General features: G+C 63.1%; 18 protein-coding genes and 1 pseudogene. 8 read left to right on the top strand and 11 right to left on the bottom strand.

Going from position 1 to position 24,437, the window contains the following annotated elements:
- Nucleotides 1-12: 12 nt before the first annotated feature.
- From JI59_RS22070 to JI59_RS28050, 3 genes and pseudogenes are all read left to right on the top strand, one after another.
- Nucleotides 13-441 (top strand): hypothetical protein, encoded by a 429-nt coding sequence (locus JI59_RS22070; RefSeq protein ID WP_081474085.1) that lies wholly within the window; start codon nt 13-15, stop codon nt 439-441.
- A 496-nt stretch (nt 442-937) separates the two neighbouring features.
- Nucleotides 938-1,528 carry a 3'-5' exonuclease gene (locus tag JI59_RS22065; RefSeq protein ID WP_174888149.1) on the top strand — a complete coding sequence of 197 codons (591 nt, stop codon included), beginning with the start codon at nt 938-940 and terminating at the stop codon, nt 1,526-1,528.
- Nucleotides 1,529-1,571: 43 nt separating this feature from the next.
- Nucleotides 1,572-1,724 (top strand): annotated as a pseudogene (locus JI59_RS28050) (helix-turn-helix domain-containing protein); the annotation flags it as partial.
- Between the two features lie 126 nt (nt 1,725-1,850).
- On the opposite strand, the gene JI59_RS27805 reads toward JI59_RS28050, so the two are convergent.
- The 9 genes from JI59_RS27805 to JI59_RS22020 all read right to left on the bottom strand — a co-directional run bounded on the left by JI59_RS27805 (nt 1,851) and on the right by JI59_RS22020 (nt 14,338).
- Entirely contained in the window at nt 1,851-2,516 is a 666-nt protein-coding gene (locus tag JI59_RS27805) for a copper resistance protein B (RefSeq protein ID WP_239000641.1), read from the bottom strand.
- Between the two features lie 434 nt (nt 2,517-2,950).
- The gene (locus tag JI59_RS22055) at nt 2,951-4,720 is read right to left on the bottom strand and encodes a copper resistance system multicopper oxidase (protein ID WP_007015456.1); all 1,770 of its coding nucleotides are present in this window, start codon (nt 4,718-4,720) and stop codon (nt 2,951-2,953) included.
- 44 nt (nt 4,721-4,764) lie between these two features.
- Nucleotides 4,765-5,364 carry a universal stress protein gene (locus JI59_RS22050; protein ID WP_007015457.1) on the bottom strand — a complete coding sequence of 200 codons (600 nt, stop codon included), beginning with the start codon at nt 5,362-5,364 and terminating at the stop codon, nt 4,765-4,767.
- 438 nt (nt 5,365-5,802) lie between these two features.
- On the bottom strand, nt 5,803-7,137 hold the full coding sequence (locus JI59_RS22045) for an MFS transporter (protein ID WP_007015459.1): 1,335 nt from the start codon (nt 7,135-7,137) through the stop codon (nt 5,803-5,805).
- 41 nt (nt 7,138-7,178) lie between these two features.
- Nucleotides 7,179-7,817: a hypothetical protein gene (locus tag JI59_RS22040; RefSeq protein ID WP_007015460.1), complete on the bottom strand. Its 639-nt coding sequence runs from the start codon at nt 7,815-7,817 to the stop codon at nt 7,179-7,181.
- Between the two features lie 15 nt (nt 7,818-7,832).
- On the bottom strand, nt 7,833-8,555 hold the full coding sequence (locus tag JI59_RS22035; protein ID WP_007015461.1) for a HupE/UreJ family protein: 723 nt from the start codon (nt 8,553-8,555) through the stop codon (nt 7,833-7,835).
- A 59-nt stretch (nt 8,556-8,614) separates the two neighbouring features.
- Nucleotides 8,615-11,821 (bottom strand): efflux RND transporter permease subunit, encoded by a 3,207-nt coding sequence (locus JI59_RS22030; RefSeq protein WP_039858545.1) that lies wholly within the window; start codon nt 11,819-11,821, stop codon nt 8,615-8,617.
- Nucleotides 11,811-13,058, bottom strand: coding sequence for an efflux RND transporter periplasmic adaptor subunit (locus JI59_RS22025; protein WP_041565046.1), 1,248 nt, complete (start codon nt 13,056-13,058; stop codon nt 11,811-11,813). Before JI59_RS22025 ends, JI59_RS22030 begins: the two co-directional genes overlap by 11 nt.
- Nucleotides 13,058-14,338, bottom strand: coding sequence for a TolC family protein (locus JI59_RS22020; protein WP_041565045.1), 1,281 nt, complete (start codon nt 14,336-14,338; stop codon nt 13,058-13,060). The genes JI59_RS22025 and JI59_RS22020 overlap by 1 nt, the downstream gene beginning before the upstream one ends.
- A gap of 632 nt (nt 14,339-14,970) precedes the next feature.
- Here JI59_RS22020 and JI59_RS22010 point away from each other — a divergent pair.
- The 4 genes from JI59_RS22010 to JI59_RS21995 all read left to right on the top strand — a co-directional run bounded on the left by JI59_RS22010 (nt 14,971) and on the right by JI59_RS21995 (nt 18,623).
- A complete protein-coding gene (locus tag JI59_RS22010) occupies nt 14,971-15,246 on the top strand; it encodes a metal/formaldehyde-sensitive transcriptional repressor (protein WP_039858559.1) in 276 nt (91 codons plus the stop codon).
- A 92-nt stretch (nt 15,247-15,338) separates the two neighbouring features.
- Complete coding sequence (locus JI59_RS22005) at nt 15,339-17,270, top strand: heavy metal translocating P-type ATPase (RefSeq protein WP_007015467.1); 1,932 nt, start codon at nt 15,339-15,341, stop codon at nt 17,268-17,270.
- A gap of 156 nt (nt 17,271-17,426) precedes the next feature.
- Nucleotides 17,427-17,996 carry a cytochrome b gene (locus tag JI59_RS22000; RefSeq protein WP_007015468.1) on the top strand — a complete coding sequence of 190 codons (570 nt, stop codon included), beginning with the start codon at nt 17,427-17,429 and terminating at the stop codon, nt 17,994-17,996.
- A gap of 84 nt (nt 17,997-18,080) precedes the next feature.
- Entirely contained in the window at nt 18,081-18,623 is a 543-nt protein-coding gene (locus tag JI59_RS21995; protein WP_039858561.1) for a superoxide dismutase family protein, read from the top strand.
- 121 nt (nt 18,624-18,744) lie between these two features.
- On the opposite strand, the gene JI59_RS21990 is transcribed toward JI59_RS21995, so the two are convergent.
- Nucleotides 18,745-19,887 (bottom strand): site-specific integrase, encoded by a 1,143-nt coding sequence (locus JI59_RS21990; protein ID WP_039858563.1) that lies wholly within the window; start codon nt 19,885-19,887, stop codon nt 18,745-18,747.
- Between the two features lie 168 nt (nt 19,888-20,055).
- On the opposite strand from JI59_RS21990, the gene JI59_RS21985 reads away from it, so the two are divergent.
- Entirely contained in the window at nt 20,056-21,066 is a 1,011-nt protein-coding gene (locus JI59_RS21985) for a hypothetical protein (protein WP_046195537.1), read from the top strand.
- 2,255 nt (nt 21,067-23,321) lie between these two features.
- Here the strand turns inward: JI59_RS21985 and JI59_RS21980 are convergent.
- Entirely contained in the window at nt 23,322-24,437 is a 1,116-nt protein-coding gene (locus JI59_RS21980; RefSeq protein WP_007015473.1) for a replication initiator protein A, read from the bottom strand.

Below are 24,437 nucleotides of genomic sequence, written 5' to 3'. Positions count from 1 at the left end.
CCGGTGTTCAGCATGCGAGGACTAGATATTGTGTTCGAGTGCCTCATCCTAGGAGATAGTATCGGGCTGGGAACTGCCCGCGCAGTAAACGCCCTTTATGCCGCCCGGTGTGACGTCCGCGCAGCCGAAAGAGCGAACGCAGATCAGATTTTGCGCTGGCAAATCCCGCCCAAGCGCTATGGTGCATCCGTATTCGCAATCGGCTCGAACGATGCCGCTTCGCCAGACCTCACGAAAAAACTGCGAAACATCCGTGCACGAATCATCGCGCGCCGTGTGATTTGGCTACTGCCCTATAATCGACAACGCGCCTCCATCGTCAGTTCGGTCGCCGCGACCTACAACGATGAAACACTCGACTTACTGCGCTTTCCAACGCGCGATCAGATCCACCCTTCGAGCTATCATCTTGTTGCAAGGGCGCTGCTCCGACCAGATTAATGATCCGTACCTCTATATCGGGTGCCAGGCCCAAGGCATCTCAGGAATGGATGTTTTTCGCGAGGGAAACAACGACCGGCCTCGCGCTGCCTTCACCGGCTATCCTCGCGGAAGGCGGCAGGTGCTCAAAACGCTTTCACAGGTCCGCAAATTGATTTCGAAACTGAAGTCTGTCGGCAACCAACAACCCACCTGCAAATCCTCGGACCAAAGGGTGCGCTTACACCTGCGACCCCTGCTCTGTCCCAGGGCCCTGGCACTCTGTCACTCAAGACGTGAAGAACATCTATGCGTGGCGGGGTTAGCCAGCTAAGGTCATGAAGCCTACGCAAAGCAGCGCTTGTTGCGCACGTTTTCGGCGATGGGTTCGAAACATGGCGCGGGCTATTTGCCCAAACGCGAAGCAGGGCGTTTCGAGGACAAGCAAGGGGGCGTCGGCCAACCTCATCGAAGGTGGTCATTGCATGGCCGCGACGCGCGGCAGGAGATGACGCTCATGGATCTTGTCGCTATCGATTTCGAAGCAAGCTGCCTCCCCCGTCATGGTCGATCCTTTCCGATCGAAGTCGGCATCGCGAGCGCCAACGGCGTGCGGTCCTGGCTAATCAAACCAGATGCACGATGGCGGGATTGGGATTGGACCGATGAAGCCTTCGCTCTCCATGGAATATCGCGCGCTCAATTGAATGCCGAGGGGCATCCGCCCGACGCGGTCCTAGCAGAGCTCCACAAAGCGATCGGCAGCAGACGAGTCTTTGCCGACAGCACGATAGACAGTTACTGGTGGGATACGCTGGGCACGGTGACATGCCGGCCTCTTCCCTCGCCGATCGAGCACGCCAACGCCCTGTTGGATGAATGGGGATCCAGTTCCGACACCATTTCGGCTGCCTGCCAAGACGCTAACCGCCTCTGCCCAGCAATGCATCGCGCAGCAGCGGACGCGCGCTGGCTATGGACCGTGCTGTCCGGTGTCAATGGCAGACAAGTAATGGCCCCGAAAGCGCCTGAACGCTGGTCTACTGATCCAATTTTGGCACCGTTTCATCAGTCAGTCCCGGATTCTGATCTTTCCGTCATTTCGTAAAAGGCGAGCGCGATCATCATCCTTAAGAAGACCCGCTCGCCTGGTGGCGTTCGTGCATACGGTACAGGCCGGATCCTTTGCCCAGGCCGGTCGGCTGATCGGTGCCACGCCCTCTGCCGTCTCCAAGAGCCTCGGGTGGCTGGACCACCGGCTCGGCATGAGATTGCACCTGCGATCGACCCCATCGCTGAGCCTCACCACGGAAGCAGCCTATTACGAGCGCGTGGCGGCCTTGTTGGCCGCTTCATCTCGAAACCTCAGGTGCCATCGCGCTCGGACGGAGACCTTCAACGATCAGATCTCTCTCCAGGCATCGAGCGGATCAGAACCAGAAGCGCACGCCCGCGACGAAGCTTGCGTTGCTGACGTCGCGTCCGTCGGCGCGCGCAAAATCAGCGGTGTTGGCAAAGCTGCGCTCCCAATGGACCCCGACATAGGGTGCGAACTCGCGCGTGAACTCATAGCGCAACCGGACGCCAAGCTCGACGCTGGACAGGCCCGCACCAATGCGATCGCTTGGGATGTCCTGTGCGGACAGATTGATCTCGGCGCGCGGCTGAATAATCAGCCGCTGCGTAACGCGCATATCGTGGTAGCCGCCTGCGCGCACAAATATGTGACCCCGATCGGAGAGGAAAACCGCGCTTTCCAGCTCAAACCAGTAAGGCGCGAGACCTTCGACGCCGATCGCCGCATAGGCGCGCGATGGTTCGAAATCATAGCGTAGCCCGGCTTGCAGATTCCAGTAGGGATCAATGGCGCGGCTATAGAGCGCTTCGACCTCCGCACCATTGAGATCGCCGCGAAAGCGGCCATCGCCTTCCGTCTTCAGCACCGCCCGGTTTATGTCACCACCATACCAGGCTTCAGCTTTCCACGCATAGCCGCCATCGTCTCCGATCGCACGATATTCGGCGATGTCGACGATGACCTGGCTATAGGTGCCACCACCATGCGCCCGCCGCTGCGTCGCGCGAACCTGCGCCATGTCAGCCGGATCGAAACTCCGGTCGGCATGCCAGTCTCCCGGAATAGGCGGCGGCGCTGCGTTGCCCGCCGGTAGCGCCGTGCCGTCTGCATGTGGATCGCTTCGATCCGCTGGCGGGACGCCATGTGCGCTATGGTCTTCCTGCATGACACGGCTTCCCGCACGCGGGGCCGCCGTCTGCGTGCCATGACCAGCGTGGGAGTCTGCCCGTGCAGGAGCCTCTTGGGGGTCGCCATGGCCACCCTGCGGATCGCCGCCGGCGGACGGATCGCTTGCTTCATGACTTGCATGCCCTTCATCCGGGGACGCCACCGGATTGGACGTTTCAGCCGATGGGCGAGTTTGAGTGGCGCCATGACCTGCGTGGGTCTGTGCCGCCGCCGGTATGGAGACTGCTAGGCCCATCGCGGTCAACGCAACGATCCGCGCGCACATCAACCAGTCCCTTTCGCACGCACTGCGACGACGTGCATCATCCCTGCGTGCATGTGATAGAGCAGATGGCAATGGAACGCCCAATCACCAAGCGCGTCGGTCGTGACATCGAGCGTCACCGATCCACCCGGCAAGACGTTGACCGTGTGCTTGCGCGGAGCATACGAACCGTGTCCCGTCACCAGTTCGAAGAAATGGCCGTGCAGGTGGATCGGATGCGCCATCATCGTGTCATTGATCAGCGTGATACGCACACGCTCATCCTGACGAAACGGGATCGGCGCGGTGAGCGCGTTAAAAGTCACCCCGTCGAACGCCCACATATAGCGTTCCATGTTGCCGGTAAGATGGATCTGGAGACTGCGGCTCGGTGCCCTGACGTCAGGATTGCGGTCGAGCGCCATCAGGTGACGATAGGTCAGCACGTCATGGCCGACATCATCAAGCCCGATCCCCGGTTCGCCGGTGCGGTCGATTGGCATCGGCGCGATCGACTGCACTGCCGGCGTGCGCGCAACATTGGGCACGTTCGAGAAATCGCGCATCGCATGTGAGCCTTGCGGCGTGGCGGTGGCTGAGACCGCCGCGCCGTGACCTGCATGGCCGCCATCCCCGGCGCGCGAATCGTCGTTCAGCGCGCCATGATCCATAGCGCTCATGCCCATGTCGGTCATGGTGAGGATCGGGCGCTCGCGCGGGAGCGGAATCTGCGCGCTCATGCCCGCGCGCGGTGCCAGCGTGGCGCAGCCCATGCCCGAGCGGTCGCTTGCCTCGGCGACGATCGTATAGGGGCGATCCTCCACCGGCTCGACGATCACGTCGTAAGTCTCGGCCACCGTGATCTGCAATTCGTTCGCCGCCACCGGCCGCACATTCTGCCCGTCGGCCTGGACGATGGTGAGCTTGAGACCGGGGATGCGGAAATTGAAGATCGTCATCGCCGCCGCGTTGATTACGCGCAGGCGCACCCGCTCTCCGGGGCGAAAGAGACCCGTCCAGTTGTCGGCAGGGCCGTGGCCGTTGACGAGATAAGTGTAGGCCGCGCCGGTGACATCGGCGACGTCGGTCGGGTCCATCCGCATCGCACCCCATCGCAGGCGCTCGCGAAGCGTCTGATCGCGACCGGCGAGCAGGCCCGCAAGCGTCTGTCGGCGGCGGTTGAAATAACCTCCCTGCTGCTTGAGCTTGCGGAAGATCACATGCGGATGCGTCGCGCTATAGTCCGAGAGCACGATCACATGCTCACGATCGGAACGCACCGGATCTTCGCCTGCCGGGTCGATAATGATTGGCCCATAATGGCCAAGCTGTTCCTGCAACCCTGAATGGCTGTGATACCAATAGGTGCCCGACTGAACGATCGGGAACTCGTAAACGAAGGTTTCATTGGGCCGAATACCGGGAAAGCTGATCCCCGGCACGCCGTCCATCTCCGCGGGGAGGATGAGGCCGTGCCAGTGAACGGAGCTGTCCTCGTCGAGCGCGTTAGTGACGGCGATGCGCACATTCTGGCCTTCACGCAGGCGGATCAACGGCGCCGGGATTGTCCCGTTCATGGCGATTCCATGGCTGGTGCGTCCATCGATCGTGACAGGCTGATGCGCGATGCGGATGGCGATCTCCTCGCCGCTCAGCACGGGCATGTCAGGTGCGATGCCGGCTGAGACCGGCTGCGCCCATGCCGGCAACCAGCCTGCCAGGGCGACGCCGGAGCCCATCAGGGTCGCGCCGCGCAGAACGGCGCGCCTGTCCAGATATGATTGCGTCATAGGTTGCCTGATAGCGGCTCGATCCGCTCGCCCAAGATGTAATCCTACGTGGCTAGAAGCCAGTTTATGTTCGGAACTGCGATAAAGTCTCGGGTCACTCCACCAAATAATCTCTCTCTCCAGAGACCATGGAATCGAGCGCCTGCAACAACCAGATGGAAATTTTCACGACGGGCAAGGTCTGCCAATACCGTTCTCGCAGCCGTCTCGCTGCTCTCTATGTGCAAGATTTGAGCGCCCACCTCACGGATCGATAGATACTCCCCAGCTTCGGCAAGGCGCGCGGAGGAGACACCTTCCCCGACCCCCGCCAGAACAACTTCTCCGGCGCGTTGAAGGAAAGGAAGAGCCGCGCGAAGGGCGCAACGTGCTTCGCGGCTGTCCATCCATCCGATCAGAATCTTTTGAAATGAGGTTGTCTCGAAATTCGATCCGAGCCTTAGAACCGGCGCACCCGACCGGGCCGCGATCTCCAGAGGATCGGCATGCGCGAAGCTCGATGCGGGCGGCACGCTCATGATCACGAGATCCGCAAGCAACGCATGGTCCAGAATTGCGGCGCTCGGATGCGAGATGCCGTCGCACCATTGGGTATCAATGGCATTCCCTCGCGCGAGGCGATCGAAGGCAGACGAAACGCGCACGGTTTCGTCACGCAGCTCGTGTTCCTTGGCGAGCGAGTTGAAGGGGCTATGTGCAATCGCGTCTGCTACGGATATGCTATCTGGCCATGCCGAACATACAGCGGTGAGCGAACCGCCTAATTGAACGGCCAGCCCCGGCGCAATTTTCAGACGGCGCTCGACATCGCGGTCCGGCGTTGCATAACTATAAGATTGATCGACGTCGACGCGCGCGCCATAATTTCTCCCATTGCATCCTCAAGTATATTGCAAGCGTTGAAATGGGCCAATTTTGCCGATCACGTCGAGCAGAATAAGCAATTCTCTTGAACACACATCGCCATGCGGGCGTTGGATCGCTTCGGCCGCAAAAAATTGTGCTGCGCCGCGCTCAACCGGATTGAGGGGGGCACACGTCCACGATCCAGCGCGCGACTTTCGCTTTTAGGCTCGCCGCCGCTACCGAATCGGCCAGCGTGGATGCAGCTCGTCGATCACGAAAGCGTGACCTGCCCGCCCGCCCGGATGCCCTTCGAGAAGATGGGGATGATCGAGTGGCAGATCGTCATGCCTGTGCGCTACCACCTCGACATCCTCTTTGGGCCAGATTCCGAACGCGATCACCGTGCCGATCAGCGCCAGGGCGGCGGTGGCTCCGAAGGCGATTCCCATACCTTCGAGCGCGCCGACCTGCCCGGCGAGCGGATAGGCGATGAGCCAGCAAACATGGCTGAGCGCGAATTGAGCAGCGAACAAGGCGGGTCGATCTTCCTCCGCCGATGATCGTCGCAGCAAGCGGCCTCCCGGTGTTATGCTGGCCGAATAGGCGATGCCCAGCACCAGCCAGCCCGCGAGGATCACGCCCCAATAGCCGGGTGAAGCGTGGCCGCGCCAAGTCAGGGCAAGCACGGCGAGCGCAACGGTCATCACCGAGGCGGCCGAAAGCATGACCTTTCGATCGGACAGCCGTTCAAGCAGACGGGGCAGCAGCAGCGCGGCCAGCATTGAGCCGCCGCCGAACGCGGCAAGCGTGATCGCCACCTCTCTTTGGCCAAGCCCAAGCGCCGCCTGCACCAGCACCGGCGTATTGACGATCACCATCGCGCTGGCGGCGGCGGCGGCAAGCGTCACCGCGAGCAGCCCGCGCAGCCGAGGCGTTTTCAGATAAAGCCGCGCGCCGCGTGTCGTATTGTCGTAGATGCCGCCACCGGAATTGTGCGCGCTGGAACGCGGCAAGGTCGTCGTCAGCACCAGCAGCGCCGAGCAGGCGAACCCGATCGCCGTGCCCGAGAACAGCCAGTGGAAGTTCATCACCGTCAGCAGCGCGGCGGCGAGCATCGGGCTGGTCAGGCTCTCCATGTCGTAGGCAAGGCGCGAGAGCGACAGCGCCCGCGTATAGTCTTTCTCCTCAGGCAACACGTCGGGGATCGTGGCCTGAAACGTCGGCGTGAACCCGGCCGATGCCGATTGCAGCACGAAGATCAGAATATAGATTTGCCAGACCTGATCCACGAACGGCAGCGCGAGCGCCACCAAGCAGCGGATCACATCCATTGCGATCAGAAAGGCACGGCGCGGCAAGCGATTGGCGTAGGCCCCGACAATCGGAGCGACGCCGATATAGGCAATCATCTTGATCGCCATTGCCGTGCCCAGCACCGCGCCGGCGTCAGCCCCTGCAATGTCATAAGCAAGCAGACCGAGCGCGACCGTGGCGAGGCCAGTGCCGACCAGCGCGATGACCTGCGCAAGGAACAGTTGGCGATAGGTTCGATTGGCTAGAACCGAAAGCATATCCGTCTCTCCAGGAATCCCCTCGGGGAAAGGTGGGCAAGTCAGACGACCCGCTTGACCTCGCTATATTCGCCCCGCGTGCGGAGCGTGATCGTGACCGGGGCACCGGAGCGGTTGCGCCAGAACCAACCATGCTTGCCATCGAACGCGGCGACCAGTTCGCCTTGCTCGCCAATCGATTCCCGGCCCTTTCCGTAGCCATGATAGGAGATGCCCTGTCCGTCTGCGTGCGTGTCAAAGTTGACATGTCCGCCTTCGACCGACCAGTCGAATGCGATGCGCGCACCCTTTGCTGCTGTCAGCTTGACCTCCGCGCCCTCGTTCGGCGCCAGCGTCACGCGGGTCGTGTCGTTGCGGCCTGCAACCCCCGGCTGCGCCGGGGCAGCCTGTTGAGCGCCTCCCGCTGCTGCCTGAGCCACGGCCAATGCAGCCGCCTCCTGCGATGCGGCGGCATCGGCGGCCGCATCGGCAGCGGCTTCTTCGGCCAACTGCATCTTGATCTCGCCCATCTCGGTCAGACCGAGAAGCTTGCCAGCACCCGTTGGATCAACACCGTATTCGGAAGGCAGGATTACGGCGACGAGGATCGCTCCCGCAGTCGCGGCGGCGATGATCGTCGAGCGGATGAGTTGCTTCGAGGTCGGCAAATCTTCGAGGCGGGGCATCTGGGAATTGAACATTGTCATTACTCCTTGTTACGCGACCGCGAGGCCGGTGAGCTGGTAGCCGACGAGGATGAAGCCAGCGGTCATGAGGGCGACGTTGGCGGCGAAGGCGTGGCGGTGGAAACTGCTCGTCCGGCGCCAGAAGCCCATCAGGATCAGGATCGCGCCAAGGGCAAGGAGTTGGCCGATTTCAACGCCGATGTTGAATGCGATCAGGTTCGGCAGCAAGCCGTCCGGCGAAATCTCGAACTCAAGGATCTTGGTCGCCAGGCCGAAGCCGTGAAAGAAACCGAAGATGAGCGTCGCCCATTTCGTGTTGGGCTGGAAGCCGAACCAGCGCTGGAATGCGCCGAGGTTGTCGAGCGCCTTGTAAACCACCGACAGGCCGATGATCGCGTCGATGACATAAGCGTTGGCGCTGATCCCGGTGAGGACGCCGAACAGCATCGTCGTCGAATGGCCGATCGCGAACAGCGTCACATACAGGCCGATGTCCTTCATCCGGTAGAGGAAGAAGATCACGCCGAACAGGAACAGCAAATGGTCGTAGCCCGTGACCATATGCTTGGCGCCGAGATATACGAAGGGCCAGAACAGAACGCCGCTGCTTTCCTGAATATAGCCTTGGTCGCCTTCTGCGACGCCATGCGCAAAGGCGTCGAAACCGAAGCAGAACGTCAGCGCGAGAATGCCGAGCGCGAACGTCAGTCTGTTTCGCAAGGCGTTCTCGAAAATGGTTGCGTAGTAGCTCATGAAAAAATCCTTTCCGGTCTCCCACGCGCCGGGGGCCGGCGCGTGGGAGTGGCCGTGGCTCAGGCTTGCGCCGGGGCCGTGTCGGGGGATGGGTGTTCGTCTTCCGGTCGCGCTTCGCGACCGTGGACGAGGCGATAGAGCGCGGGCAGCACCAGCAGCGTCAGCAGCGTCGAAGAGATGATGCCGCCGATCACCACCGTCGCCAGCGGCCTTTGGACTTCCGCCCCCGCGCCGACGTTGAACGCCATCGGCACGAAGCCGAGACTCGCCACCAACGCGGTCATCAGCACCGGCCGGAGCCGCGTGAGCGCGCCTTCGCGGATCGCCTCGTCAAGGCTCTGGCTCGTCTCCCGGAGCTGACGGATAAAGCTCAGCATCACCACGCCGTTCAGCACCGCGACGCCCGAGAGCGCAATGAAGCCCACGCCTGCCGAGATGGAGAGCGGCATGCCCCGGATCAGCAGTGCAGCCACGCCCCCGGTGAGCGCCAGCGGCACGCCCGAGAAGACGATCGCCGAATCCCTGGCGGACCGGAAAAGACCGTAAAGCAGCCCGAAGATCAGCAACAGGGCGGCGGGCACGACGAGGCGCAGCCGCTCGGCCGCCGAGATCAGTTGCTCGAACGTGCCGCCGTAGCTCACCCAATAGCCAGGCGGGATTTCGACCTGTGCATCCACCTTCTGTTGAAGCTCTTCGATGAATGAACCGAGATCGCGGCCTCGGACATTGGCGGTCACGACGACGCGCCGCTTGCCATTTTCACGACTGATCTGGTTCGGGCCAATCACGACCTCGACCTTCGCCACTTCGGCGAGCGGCACGAAACCGCGCGGGTCCGTGCTATTGCCCGCCAGCGGAATGCGCAGCCGCCCGATTTCGTCGGCCTTGCTCCTGATGTCCTCTGGAAGCCGCACGATCACCGGGAAGCGCCGGTCGCCCTCGAAGATCTGGCCAGCTTCGCGGCCGCCGATCGAGACCGCCACCGCATCCTGGATGTCGCCGACATTGAGCCCGAACCGCGCGATCGCCGCCCGATCGGGCGTGATCTGAAGGACGGGCAGGCCCGTCACCTGCTCGACGGCCACATCCTGCGCACCCTCGATGCCGCTCACCACGCTTTCGATCGACTGGCCGACCTCAAGAAGCCGGTCGAGATCGTCGCCGAACACCTTGATCGCGACATCGGCCCGGACACCGGACAATAGCTCGTTAAACCGCATCTGGATCGGCTGGGTGAACTCGTAATTGTTACCGGGGATGGTCTCGGCCGCCGCCTGCATCTCGCGAACCAGCTCGGTCTTGGGTTTTCGCGGGTCCGGCCATTCGCGGCGGTCCTTGAGCATGATATAAGTGTCGGCGACCGAAGGAGGCATCGGATCGGTCGCCACTTCGGCGGTACCAATCTTGGCGACGATCCGCTCGACCTCGGGAAACTGTCTGAGCCGTGCTTCGAGCGAGGTTTGCATCTGGATCGCCTGGCTCAGGCTCGTTCCGGGGACGCGCAGCGCATGAAGCGCGATGTCGCCCTCGTCGAGATTGGGGACGAACTCCGAGCCCATGCGCGTGGCCGCAAAACCCGCGATGGCGACCAGCGCCACCGCGCCCGCAACAAACGCGATCCGCAGCCGCAGCGCCGCGTCGAGCGCCGGCGCATAGAGTTTGCGCGCCCATCCCATCAGCCGGCTTTCCTTCTCCTCGACCTTGCCGGTGACGAATAGGGCCACCGCCGCGGGCACGAAGGAGAGCGACAGAATGAGCGCGAAGGTCAGCGCCATGACGACGGTGATCGCCATCGGGTGGAACATCTTTCCTTCGACGCCCGAGAGCGCGAAGATCGGCACATAGACCAGCGCGATGATGAGCATCCCGAACAACGATGGCCGGATGACCTCCGACGTCGCCGATGCGGCGAGCGCAAAGCGCTCCTCGCGGTCGAGCAGCCGTCCCAATCGGTGCTGCGCTTCGCCGAACCGGCGCAGACAGTTCTCGACGATGATGACCGCGCCATCAACGATCAGCCCGAAGTCGAGCGCACCGAGACTCATGAGGTTGCCCGAGACGCCCGCCCGCACCATGCCGGTGATGGTCATCAGCATGGTGATCGGGATGACCGCCGCCGTGATGAGCGCCGCACGGATATTGCCCAAGAGCAGGAACAGCACGACGATGACCAGCAGCGCGCCTTCGAGCAGGTTCTTTTCGACCGTCCAGATCGCCCGTTCGACGAGCCCGGTGCGATCATAGATCGGGACCGCCTTCACGCCCGCCGGAAGCGCCTTTGCCGCTTCCTCCAATCGCTCGGCGGCGGCGCGGGCGACGATTCGGCTGTTCTCGCCCGCGAGCATCATCACCGTGCTCAGGACCACTTCCTCGCCGTCCTCGGTCGCCGCGCCGGTGCGCAGCTCCTCGCCCATGACGACATCGGCGACATCGGCGACGCGGATCGGCACGCCGCCGCGATTGGTGACGATGATCGAGCGCAGATCGTCGATACCCGACGCCTGACCCGGCACGCGGACCAGATATTGCTCGCCGTAACGCTCGACATAGCCAGCGCCGACATTGGCGTTATTGCGCTCCAGCGCGGCCACGACCTCGTTGAGGCTGAGATTGTAGGCCGAGAGCCGGTCGGGCAGCGGCGTCACATGATATTGCCGCTCATAGCCGCCGATGCTGTTGACTTCGGTGACGCCCGGTGTGTTCCTGAGCTGTGGCCGGATCACCCAGTCCTGAAGCGTGCGCAGATCTTCGGGCGTGTAGCGGTTGCCGTCGGGCTTGCGCGCATTGGGCTCGGCCTCCACCGTATACATCAGGATTTCGCCAAGCCCGGTGGCGATTGGCCCCATCTCGGGCGCCACGCCTTCGGGGAGCTGATCGCGCGCGGTCTGGAGCCTTTCGTTGATGAGCTGGCGCGCGAAATAGACGCTCGTCCCATCCTCGAACACCGCCGTCACCTGGGAGAGGCCGTAGCGCGAGATCGAGCGGGTATATTGCAGACCCGGAATGCCCGCGATCGCGGTCTCGACCGGGAAGGTGACGCGCTGTTCGGCTTCGAGCGGCGAGAAGCCCGCCGCCTCGCTGTTGATCTGGACCTGGACGTTGGTGATGTCCGGCGTCGCATCGATCGGCAGGCGCTGGAAGGCCCAGACGCCGATTCCGCAAAGCAACGCAACGATGGTCAAAACGGCCCAGCGAAAGCGGATCGCGTTGGAGATGAGGCGTTCGAGCAATGCGGAACGCACGGGCGTTTCGTTCTCAGTGGTCATGGCTGGCCCCCGCCTTGTCGATGTCGGCGCGGATCAGGAAAGCGCCGTCGGTCACATATTCGGTGCCGGGTTCGAGGCCGCCGAGCACCTCGGTCCATTCGGGCGTGCGTCGGCCGATCTCCAACATCCGCACTTCGTATGTGTTGCCGACCCTGGCATAGACCACCTCGAAATCGCGAAAGCGCTGGATGGCCTTGGTTCTCACCGCGAGCGGTACTTGCGCCTCGGCGACCGCAAATGATCCCTCGACGCCCATACCGGGCCGGAAATCGCGCGATGCGCCCGGCGGCAGATGGACATGCGCCATCATGGTCTGGCTGGCGACGTCCGCGGTCGGCAAGATCGCCTCGACAGGCGCTTCGATTCGCGCTTCGCCGGAGAGGCTGCGGAGGTTGACCCGCTGACCCACCCGCACGCGCTCGGCATCACGCGGATAGACGAAGAACTCGGCATGGAGCTGGGTCGGATCAGCGATCACGAACAGGGCACGGTCGCCCGTCGTGTCGCCGACATTGGCATTCTTCTCGACGATGACACCGCTGATCGGCGCCGTCACCGCATAGGTTTGGAGCGAATGGCTGGACTCGACACGCAGCAGCGTCTGCCCCCGGCTGACCCGATCGCCCAGATTTCCGGTCATCCACACGATTTGCCCTGGCAGGCGGGCGCGCACGTCGGCCTTGCCTTCAGGCGTGATCTCGATCCGGCCGCTCATGTCGATCAACTCGGCAACGGCCCCAGGCCCCGCACGTTCGGATCGCACGCCGCCAGCCTGCGCTGCCTGCGCGGATATGGTCGTTCGGCCCTCATAGGAGGCATAGGTCCAGTCGTGGGTGCGTCTGCCCTCGACGGCCCGCACCTTCACGTCGAACGAATGTGGCTCGATCACCACGCCGCCACCGCGCAGATAATCCCCCTGAGGGGTAAATGCGAAGCGATCGACCTTTCCGCCAAGGCGCGTCAACTCCATGGCGAGCCGCACTTCGCCTGGCGACACCGGCTTGTCCTTCCGGTAGGCATAGACGCGGAACTCGGGATCGACTCCCTCCTCGAAGATCGTGATCTCGACTGCGAAATCGCCGTCGCGCAGCATGCGCCCGCGATGCGGTCCGCGCTCATAATCCTCGGCAGCGGCAGCCTTAGGCTCGGCGGTTTCGTTAGTGGACGAGGACTCTCCGCATCCGGTGAGCAGGGAAAGAGCGAGCAATGAGCCCGCGACAAGAAGGGATCGTTTCATCAGCGGTTCTCCGCGCTGGCGAGAAGGGAAGCGTGGCGGCCGGTCAGCCGGTCGAGCCGGGCGCCGTTGAGGTGGAAGCGGCGCAGCAGCTCAACCCGTCGGGACCGGGCATCGACCACCGCTTGTTGGGCCTGGTTGGCTTCGAGGAAAGTGAAGGCGGTGCCGCCACGGGCAAAACCATCGCCCACCAGCACCACCGCGCGCTCGGCGCTCGGCAGAACCTCGCGCTCGATCCGCACGATCTCGGTGGCGAGTGTTGCCCGTTCGGCGATGAGCCGGTCGATCTCGCGCCGGACCTGCACGCGCGTAACCGCGATCTCGGCTTCAGCCGCCTGCGCTTCGGCATTGGCCCGCGCGACATTGCCACGATTAGCGGTCCGGCTGCCGAGCGGGATCGACGCGCCGACCATGATCGCCATGTCATTGCCTTGCCCAAAGTGGCGCACGCCAACGCGCCCGGTCGGATCGCTGAAATTGCCGGTCTCGGCGAGCCGCACCCGCGCGCCGGCCGCGTCGCGCTCGGCAGTGAGCAGTGCGAGATCGGGGCTGCTTTCGGGCGCACCCGCGCCGGCCTCCGCAAATCCGAACGACGACGGGTCAAGGCTGTAGTCGGCCGTTCCACCCCAGAAAGCGGCAAGGCTGGCGCGCGCGATCCGCGCATTCTCTCGCGCCTGGTCGAGCGCGATGCGGGCCTGTGCTACGGCGGTTCTTGCTCGTTCGCCCGCGAACAGCGGATCGAGCGCGCGGCCGACCCGGCGGCCGGTCTCGGTCTCAACGAGCTGCGCGGCGGCGAGGCGCTGTTCCGCGATCGGGATTGTGGCCTCGGCCGCCAGCGCGTCGACCCAGGCGGCCTGCACCTGCGCCAGCAGGTCGAGCATCCGCAGGCGGTTACGCTCGACGGTAACGCCGACTTCCGAGCGCGCCGCGCCGACGCGGGCTTCGCGCTTGCCTCCGCGTTCCAACGTCCGCTCATACCAGGCGGTCGTCTGCGACCGTCCGACCGGCGAATAGGGGCCGGTGCCCACGAAGTCCTCGGCATCGACGCCGACGACATCGCGCGGGCGCACATCGGCCTGAAGGATGGCGGCATCGGCCGCCCGGAGCCGGGCGGCATTGGCCGCAACGGAAGGATCGCCGGCCGCGACGCGCGACAACGCATCCGACAGGCTGAGGGTCTGCGCCGCGCCGATCGAAGGCACGGACAGGACGGCCAGCGCTGCGCCTATCGCAAGCGCGCGCCGCAAACGCGCCGGGGCGCGCGCAACGATATTGGAAAACATGACAAAACGGCCTCACGAGCAGGCGTGGCATAGGCCGCGCCTCAAGTGACGCGGCGGCTCAGGTGCGGATCGCGCTGGCCTTTGGAGGTCGTTCGGGACCGTGTGTCAGAAAATCGGGCAGTCCGCTATCGGCGGGCGACTGCCAAGGCAAAAATCGCGAGAAAACCCATCCCGATCCCCGCGATGCAGGGGCAAGCAACCCGGAGCCGCTATCGCCGCCATGGTGGTGATGCCCCGTTCCAGGTTGGTGGTCGGGAGCATCACGACTGCCATCCGACTCGGTAGCATCAGGCCCATGCTTATGGTCGCTGGTCTCGAAGACGATTCGGCTGAATGGCAGATGGTCGTGGCTGCTCGCTGCACCGGATTGGTGCTGAATCCGATCGACTACGCTCGCCGTGCTGGCGCTCGCAAAGGCAAACGCCAACGCGACACAAAGCGTCGAGCAAAGCCCAAAAAGTCGAAGGCGAAAAACCCCAATCACGACCGCCGAGCATAAGCCGCCAGCGAAAGAAGGCAAGTATCATGCAGAAATCCAGGCGCGCGTGACTTCGATCCGACGCATTTCCGCGCCTGTAGACACAGATCAAAATAGGGTAGTGGGCTATCCCTTTGGCTGGTAGGAGGTGCGCATGGCACACACGATTCGCGAGAAGACCAAGCTGCTGAACCGCGTCAGGCGGATTCGCGGTCAGATCGAAGCGGTGGAACGCGCACTCGAAGGTGAGAAGGGCTGCGCCACCGTGCTGCACCTCATCGCCGGCGCGCGCGGCGCATTGAACGGTCTCATTGCCGAGGTGGTCGAGGATCACATCGAGATGCACGTCGCGGACCCGGCACTTACGCCCCAAGAGCGCGAGGACGGTGCCGGAGAACTTATCGACGTGGTGCGAACCTACTTCAAATAGGACTGGAATCGAAATTGGCTGCTGACATCTCCAGACGAACCCTTGCGGACGCAGCCGATGCCCGTACCATAGCGCCAGCGGCCGGTAGCGATGTGGCAAGCCTCGACCGCGACCGTCATGATCACGATCATCATGACGACCATCACGATCACGATCATCCTTTTGAATGGCCGGAGGCCGTGCGGATCGTGCTGGTTGCGCTTGCTGCCGCCGCTGTCTGGTTCGGTCTGTGGGAGCCGTTTCCGCGCGTCAGCGTGATCGGCGTCGTCGGCCTCGCCATCGGCGGATGGCCGATCTTCAAGGAAGCCTTCGAGAACGTCCTTCAGCGTCGAATGACCATGGAGCTTTCGATGTCGATCGCCATCGTCGCGGCGGCGGCCATCGGCGAGTTCTTTACGGCGCTCGTCATCACCCTGTTCGTGCTGGTGGCCGAAGTTCTCGAAGGCATGACGGTCGGACGGGGCCGCAAGGCGATCCGCGACCTCCTTGAATTTCTGCCACGCGAAGTATCGGTGCGCCGCACCGGCGCGGTGAAGACCATCTCCGCCAACGAGCTGAGCGTGGGCGACGCCATTCTCATTGCTCCCGGCGGCCGCATCCCGGTGGACGGCATCGTGCTCAGCGGCCACTCGTTCGTCGATGAATCGCGGATCACGGGCGAATCGATGCCCGTTGAGAAAATCGAGGGAACATCCATCTTCGCCGGCTCGATCAATCAGTCGGGCGCGCTCGAAGTCCGGGCCGAGCGGATCGGGCGCGATACGAGCTACGGCAAGATCATCGAAGCGGTAGAGCGCGCCGACCGCTCGCGCGCGCCCGTCCAGAGGCTGGCGGATCGCATGGCGGGTTATCTCGTCTATTTCGCGATCGGCTCCGCAATCGTCACCTGGCTCATCACCCGCGATCTCTATTCCACTATCTCGGTCATCATCGTCGCGGGCGCCTGCGGCATCGCGGCGGGCACGCCCCTGGCCATCCTGGGAGGCATCGGTCGCTCGGCCCGGCTCGGGGCGATCATCAAGGGCGGCGTCCACCTCGAAACACTCGGCAAGGTAGATACGGTCGTCGTCGACAAGACGGGCACCTTGACCTTTGGTCGGCCCGAGATTCACGGACTCGCGCCTGCCGAAGGCGTGAATGAGGACGACCTGCTTACTGCCGCCGCGGCCGCCGAGCTGCGCTCCGAACACCCGCTCGGCAAGGCGATTATCCAGATGGCCCGTGCGCGGAGCCTCGCCATCAGCGAGCCCGACCGCTTCGACTATACGCCGGGGCGTGGCATTGCCGCCGATGTCGCCGGCAGCAAAATTCTTGTCGGCAACGACGCCTGGATGTCCGACAACGGCCTGGTTGTCCCCGATGACGCGGGGCCGGGCATTGAGGCCGCCTCTGACGTGTTCGTGGCGCGTGACGGACGCTATCTCGGGACAATCGCTATCGCAGACACGGTCCGGCCCGAAGCCCGCGCCGCAATGCAGGCGCTATGGCTGATGGGCATCAAGACAATTCTGCTCACCGGCGACACGCCAGCGGTTGCCAATGCCGTGGGCCGTTCACTCAACATCTCGCAGATCGAGGCTGGCCTGTTGCCCGAAGATAAGCTCGCACGCATTCGCGGCCTGATCCGGGATGGGAAATGCGTCGCGATGGTCGGCGATGGGGTCAACGACGCACCGGGCCTTGCCGAGGCGAATGTCGGGGTCGCGATGGGATCGGGCACGGACGTGGCGCAGGAGAGCGCGGACATCGTGCTACTCGGAAACGATCTGGCGCGCTTTGTCGACACCCTCAAGGTGGCGCGGCGGACGCGCGGCATCATCTGGCAGAACTTCGGCGGAACCATCGCCATCGACCTGTTGGGTATCGGTCTCGCGGCCTTCGGATATTTGGGGCCGCTGCTCGCTGCTTTCATCCATGTCGCATCGGAACTGACCTTCATCCTCAATTCCGCGCGTCTTCTGCCGCCCCGTTCCCAGCTTGGCTCATCCCAGGTTGTGTCCGGAAATCGTGCCGCGGGCGAATAGAGTCTGGTGCCTGCGAAATCCCTTGCTTCTCGTTGGCTTGAACAGAACAAGGGAAGGCGACTTACGCGACACGAACGCCATTTGTGACCACTCGTCCAAACCGCCGACTGGCTCTGATCCGTACCAGCCTCGCCATCACTCGACCGGGAGGTTCCGATGCAAGAATCCAGATCCCGTTATTCCACGGTCTCGATCATCCTCCATTGGACGATCTTCGTGCTTATATTCGCCAACGCGACCTTCGGGGGCTGGATGGAGGACGCGCAGCCATCGGAGAAGCTCGGCTATTACCAGCTTCATAAATCCGTTGGCATCACCGTCCTGCTTTTGAGCCTGTTCCGGCTCGGATGGCGGATCGCGCATCCATGGCCCCCTTTCCCACAAGGCATGAAACTGTGGGAACGCCTCCTCGCCCGCGGCACCCATATTCTCTTCTATGTGCTGATGATCGGGGCGCCGCTATTGGGATGGGCCGCGGCGTCGGCCGGTGGAGCACCCGAAGTCCCGCTGTACGGAGCTGTGCCCGCCCCCAATCTGCCTTTGCCGCAAGGCGAGGATCTATCCGAGACCTTCGGGGACTGGCACAAGATCCTGGTCAAGGCGATCTATGTCGTCCTCGCCCTGCATGTGCTGGGGGCGCTCAAGCATCATTTCATCGACCGCGACCTCGTGCTGCATCGCATGTTGCCGCTCATAGGGCGCAACAGGGTGGAGAATGACCACTAGCGGTCGCTATCCCCGCGCGGCGGCCGAGATGCAATTGCGTCCATCGCATTGGTCCAAGATAATTATGTGGAAGGAGAAAGAGTGATGAAATCTATGAGAACTGCTTTGGCAGTCGTTGGAATGGTCGCGGCCACGGCCGCGATCGCGCAGACATCCGCACCGCCGAGCATCAAAAGCGACATCGTGCTGGCGGGCGGGACCAAGATCGGAGAAGCGACCTTGACCAACGGCCGTACCGGCGTGCTCCTCCGCTTGACAGCCTCCGGATTGACGCCGGGCTGGCACGCAATGCACTTCCACGCGACCGGCGACTGCTCGGACCAGGGCTTCCAGAAATCAGGCGCCCATATCAACCATGACGGCCACAAGATGCCGCACGGGCTCCTTAATCCGGAAGGCCCGGATTTCGGGGAGCTTCCGAACATCTATGTGGGGGCAGACGGCACCGCCAATGCCGAAGCCTTCTCCGCGCTCGTCTCGCTAGGCGCAGGGTCCGACCGGCCGAACCTGCTCGACGCCGATGGATCTGCGCTGGTGATCCACGCCAGCCCCGATGACCATATCACGCAGCCGATCGGCGGCGCCGGTGCGCGCGTCGGCTGCGCTGTGATCCGGCCAGCCAGCTAACGGCACACTCTCGTCTCTCGTCGGGGCGTTGCAACAGAGACGATTTGCGGGAATCGTCTCTGCAATGCCATGGCGCGCGCCTTGGCCTGCGCGGCGACGATGTTCTGTCAGCGGCGCGGCATTACTCGCCAACCCTCACCGCCATCCTTGCGCTCGCCCCGCTCTTGGCGGCTAGCTGCGCGCCATAGCGCAGCACCGTCTTGGGATCGCGCCAGCGATAAGCTTGCATGATCGCAGGCAGGCTTTCCCTCGCCGCAAAATTGTCCTGCGCCACGCCCACACGCAGCGAATGGCTCGACACGGCCGCAACCCAGCGCGCGACTTCCGCCTCGCTCATAGGGCCAAGCAGCTTCTTGTCGAACGCCCGCTGGACCAACCGCTTGTAGAGCAGCGTGATACTGTTGGGATGCAGCCGCTTGGTGCCGATCGCCGCGATCGAGCCGTCAAAATGGGTTTCGATGCGGCGGAACAGCGGCCCCTTGTCGATATGCGCCGCCTCGCGCCAGCGCGCGATCGCCTTCATGGTCGCGGGCGAGAGATAAGCCCAGGCCCCCTCGCCTTCCTGATCGGTCTTGCTGGTGGGCACGAACAAGGCCCCTGCCCCGCCCGCGTCCGGTCCGTGGATATGGTCGACGTCGATCGCCACCAGCTCCGAGCGGCGCGCACCCACATCATAGGCGACGCGCAACAGCGCCTCGTCGCGCAGGCCCATCACGTCGCGCCGGACCGCCTTGATAAGATGTGCGAGGCATACGCCGCTTGGCGGGCTGTCGAAATCGGCAATGTCGCCCTTGAAGCGGATTGCGCGGGCCTGGCGCTGGCGCACGCCCCGTTTCTTGCGGGCGGCCTTCTTTTCGAGCGTCACCAACTCCCCGGCAGTAGGATCGGCAAGACCGGCCATGCGATAGGCCCGCCCGATATAGGAGACATAGCGTTCGATCGTCGCCATCGCGCGGACCTTTTCGGCCGAGGGGTCGATGCCCGACAGCGCGCGAATATAGGCGGCCACATCACTCTGCGTCGCCCGCACCGGAGCGATGCCATGACGGCGGCACCAGTCGCCCCAAACCTTCAGGTCCGAGCAGAAGGCGCGGCGCGTATTGTTGGACCAGCCCCGCACCGCGGCCGCAACCAGTTCTTGATCGAGGCGGATGCCGGCGCCGACCAGATCGCGCACGTCCTCGACGACTTGCGCCACCGACGGATCGGGCGGCGCGGCCGCCGGCGACGGCAGCGCCAGCGGTTCGGGCGGGTCAGTGGTCATGGGGACGAGGATTAGCGCGGTCACTTTCTAAAGTATAGGGTGTTGATAACGATCCATTATCAACACTGTGCGTCCCGGCATACTTTACCGAGAGATGATTTCAGTTCACTATTGGCTATGGAAAGCCGACCCGTCACCGCCCGCTACGGACCTGATTATACCCCGAAAATGGTCGCGGCGATAGCATCGTGTTCGACGGCGATCGGGCGGCTCGACGCCCGGTTTACCGTCAGTCCTGTAGCCAAACCGTGGGCGATACGCACCGCGTGGACCGGCTACGCGAAGGCGCTGCAACTGCAATCAGCCGAGGTCGAGGAAATCGACGTATTTTCGTGGGGCTGTGGCCTCAAAGTGCCCGGACGCCCTGCCCTTCCCAGCCATCTCGACCTGTTCGACCGCTTCGACCAATGGCGCGCGGCGCTCGACGATCCGGACACGCTGGCCTGGCGCGACCAGCTCCCGACCGCGATCGGGGAACCCGCGACGGCGGCCGAGCATCCGCCCCTTGTCCGCGCGCTCGACACCGTGCGCCAGCTCGCGCGGATCGACCACAGCATCAAGCCCTGGCTTGGCCTGCCCTTCGCGCTGCGCGACCGCGGGCTTGCCGCCACCCCCCTGCCCTGTCTCGCTGGCGGCGTGAAAGCGTTTCGGTTCAAGCGGACGATCAGCGACGAAGACTGGCACGCCGCGCTACGCGGCCTCGAGCATAGCGTCACTGCAAACTTGGAACGCCTGCACGATCTCGAGCGGCTCCATCGCGATGCGCAGCGCGCGATCGTTGCCGAATATCGACCGGGAGTCCTACCCGCGCTCGCGGCGCTCCTCCATCACCGGCCCCTGCTCTCGCCCCGATCGGTATCCGAGCTGCTGAGCATGAGCGTGGCCGGCGCCAGCAAGCTCCTCACCCGCGGTGTTGCCTGTGGTCTGCTCATCGAAATCACCCAGAGGCGCACATGGCGCGTGTTCCTGAGCACCGACCTCGCCGTCGAATTTGGCTATGCAGCGCCCAAGCGCGGCCGTCCCCGCAATGAACCCCCTTCCCTTCCCGCAAACCGGGGGCTGGCGGACGTGTTCGACGCTTTCGATCAGGAGATGGCGAATATCGACGAGCTTCTTCGACGTGGCGCGGGCGTTGCTTCGGCGATCGGGCGCGCCGGCGATGACTCGATCCCTGTTTGACCTCACCCACGTACCATCCCTCCTTTCAGACTAGCGTGAGATTGCCGTTCTTTCGGTTGATGCGACTGTAAAATGGGACGGCAAGTCGCAAAGCGCTGCGACGACCAGAGGGCGCGAGGCTCTCTTTCGGTCAGCGCGGGACTGGCGATCGGCCGACCTGCTGCGCATCGCCATCAAACTTGGCTGCGCATAGCCTGTCAGCGGACTGCGCAGGCGTCCCTCCCCTTCCCAGCATCGGCTTTCCACTGCTTCGAGAAATTCGACGTGGAGGTGCCTGTGATGATAGACCGGCACCAACTATGCCTGCTGCCAATTTGTGGGAAGTGGTTGCTGCTATGCGCGATGGCTGACCCCGCTACTTGGCGTGCATGCTCAGATCCGGCCTGTGACGGGTTATAAGTGTCGTTTCAGGCAGAATGCGCTCTGGTGATGCCTTGCCAGGAAGCCCGTACAGCGCGGTCTGGGGTACTTTGCTTCCCAAGGGACGTCGGGCGCTGGCAACGCGCTCAGCGGGCTCTGGGCGGCTTTTTGCGGCATTTCGTATTTTGTTCTGGTCTCTCAGCGCTGTTTCGGCGGAAGTACCTTGCGTTGTTCCCAGTGACAACCGGATCAAAATGTCCCTAAACGTTGCCAACGGGACGAGCAGCGGTCGGTGGTGATTGACCGGGGTCAGGTGCGCGGCGACGAGGCGCCGACGACGGCGGTGCGGCTCGACGGGGTTATGCAGTTAGAGGAGGCGGTCAATCCCTGCCCTTCTTTCGTCTTAGTTTTTCAAAGACAGGAAACGCCGCAGGCGCCGTTAATCTCTTTAGAGAATAGGATAAAAAGTTAGGCTGTGGATGAACATTCCGCGACTCGCCGAGTCAGTGCGAGTCGTAACCATAAGTCCGTTCCCGTTATACCGTTTCACCGTTCCTGAAATACCCTGCAAGCCGTTCCCGATGAACCGTGATTCGGTTCCTCATGTACCGTGCTCCGTTCCTGAAATACCGTGCCGAACTCTGCAGCAGGCAGGCCTGACCAACTCGGTAAAACGTGTTTTACTCAGCCCGAATCTGCCTGTTTTCCGTGGGTTCCGGCCACTTTGATCGTCTGGCGCTGAAAGTTGAGTGGGCGACATTGGGGGCGCTCTCCCAAGCTTCGACGTGCCCAATGGCGACTGCCTTAGCAAGTGGCGAATCCTCACACGACTCAACGACGGTCCTTTAGGAACGGATCGCTGGACTGCGGCGTCGTCGGGCGGCAGTGTCGGCGCATTCTCAAGCCGAACGGTCGCGGCCCCGCCATTCCGTGGCTCGTATTGTTGAGCTTTCGGCGATGGCGGCCACTTCTTGAACGGTACATTGGGAACGCATTCCCGGCGGGGCGATGGTCGCGAGGCGTGCATTTTGCACGAGACCCGCTTCCGCCCATTTGGAGCCGACACGGTATTTCAGGAACGGCACCAAATACAGCGAGGCCAGATCCTTCCCTCCCCTACGCCGTGTTCGTAAGAAGAGCCCCCTTACCGCTCGGATCCTGACACCGAATTCCTCTGCTCAGAGCTTGTACGGATCACGACGATCCGACGACGGCTCAATAGGAAGCTTGGCGGCTGCTTTCGCTGCGCGGTGTCGATATGGTGGGTGCCGGTGACATTGACGCTGTCTCACCGACATTTCCTGCGGGTTGGATTTCCGTAGGGCGGCATGCAGGGCCGCTATGGCAAGTGGACCTGGGTCAATGTGCGGTTCTGGCGTTGGCCGGGGCAAGGCGTCTGGGATGCCATGGTGCGGGACGCTGCTCGACCTTGAGCTTGCTGCCGAATGGAAACACAAGATCGACAACACGACCGCCTGTTACGAAGACCGCATGTCCTCCGCCGACGTGTGACGCACCTTGTGGACGCGACCTCGCCTACGTCGATCATCGCGAATTCGACACACGGCGTTCCGGCAAGGCTAATGTGATCAGGAATTCCGACCGACAGCACCGTTCCTCAAGTACCGTGCGGACGAGCTGCATGTCTGCATCGCCGGGTTGAAGGGCTGGTAAACAGGTCCGAGGCGGATGCTGTGCGGGCAAGGGCGGCCGCTAAAAGTCCGCCAATGCCTGCCTCACGGTCTTCCACCGACTGCCCATAAAACCATGTGCGTTGAGATCTGAACCACAACTCGTTACTTCAGGAACGCCCAGCTGGATGTTTGGCCTGGACGTGCCGCGCATTTACGAGCGTGTTCCTGAAGGACCGTTACGCTGGCGGGCGTGTACGTTGATCAGTTTACAGGGCGCTGCTTCGCGCAAAAGGTGGCGAAAATCTGCGTGATGTTCTTCGCATCAAACGCGATCTCGCGTTGACGCAAGAAGGTCCGGAAGTCGTCTCCCACGAGGCCATGGTCGCGTTGCGGGCTCGGCAGGTTGGCGCGGGCGATCGCACCAAATGCCGAATGTGAAATATGGCCGCTCGTGGGGAAGGAGATCGAGGCCTCCTCAGGTGCTTTAGCCTTGGCGACCGGAGGCGAAACCTGGGTGAGGGCAGGGGAGGGCTTACCCTCCTCGGACAGCTCGCGATCGCGCCGAATCATACGCAACAGCGGTTCGGCATCGTCACGCTGTTCGATCTCCAGCGAATAGCCCGGCAGATCGTTTTCCCGGGCGATCTTGGTCATTTCGAACTTGAAGCGCCGATAGTCGCCTTCTGCCCCTGACTTCTCGAAGAGCGTGGGCATTGAGATGGCGAAGCCATCCCTACCGGCCCCACCGGCATGCTTGCGCGCGACCCGATAGAGCCAGCGTTCGCGGCCGCCAGTCATCGAGAAATAGGCGGGGTCGATGGCGAGCACGCCGCCGTCCATCAGGACACCGTCGTAGAACCATTTAGCGAGTGTGATCCTCATCCCGCGGACAGTGCCCGAACGATCCTTGAGCTGGCTGTAGCTGTCGATCCAGGAGAAGGTGGTCTCGACAGCATCCCCCGAACGAATGTTCGTCTTCACCGTCGTCGATTGGAGACGGTCGAGCGCATTTCCCAGGAGATCGTAAGCGCGTCCGCCGACCTCGCGCTTGAGCGTCTTCAGCATATCGTACGGAACGACGTGCAGCGTCTGAGGGATATCGTTGGTACCCCGGCGCTTGTGCTCGATCAAAACCGACGCGCAGTAGATCAGGATATCGAGATCGTAGATGGTCGCCAGGCCATATTCCGAGTTCGCGGAGACGTGGACCGTGATCTTTCGATCGGGGCTTACATAGTCGATCGGCTTGAGCCGCTTGCGCTTGGACAGCGAGAAAAAGGGCCGCTCCATCGTCTCGCGCTGATCCCGGAGAGGAAGCGCAGTCAGCTGAGGGAGAAAGAGGTCTACCTGACCGTCTTCGCGGTGATCCTGTTGCAT

The organism is Novosphingobium pentaromativorans US6-1, from assembly GCF_000767465.1.
Taxonomy (GTDB): Bacteria; Pseudomonadota; Alphaproteobacteria; order Sphingomonadales; family Sphingomonadaceae; genus Novosphingobium; species Novosphingobium pentaromativorans.
Note: the sequence above shows the minus strand (reverse complement) of the source record. Positions and strands in the feature narration are given on the sequence as shown.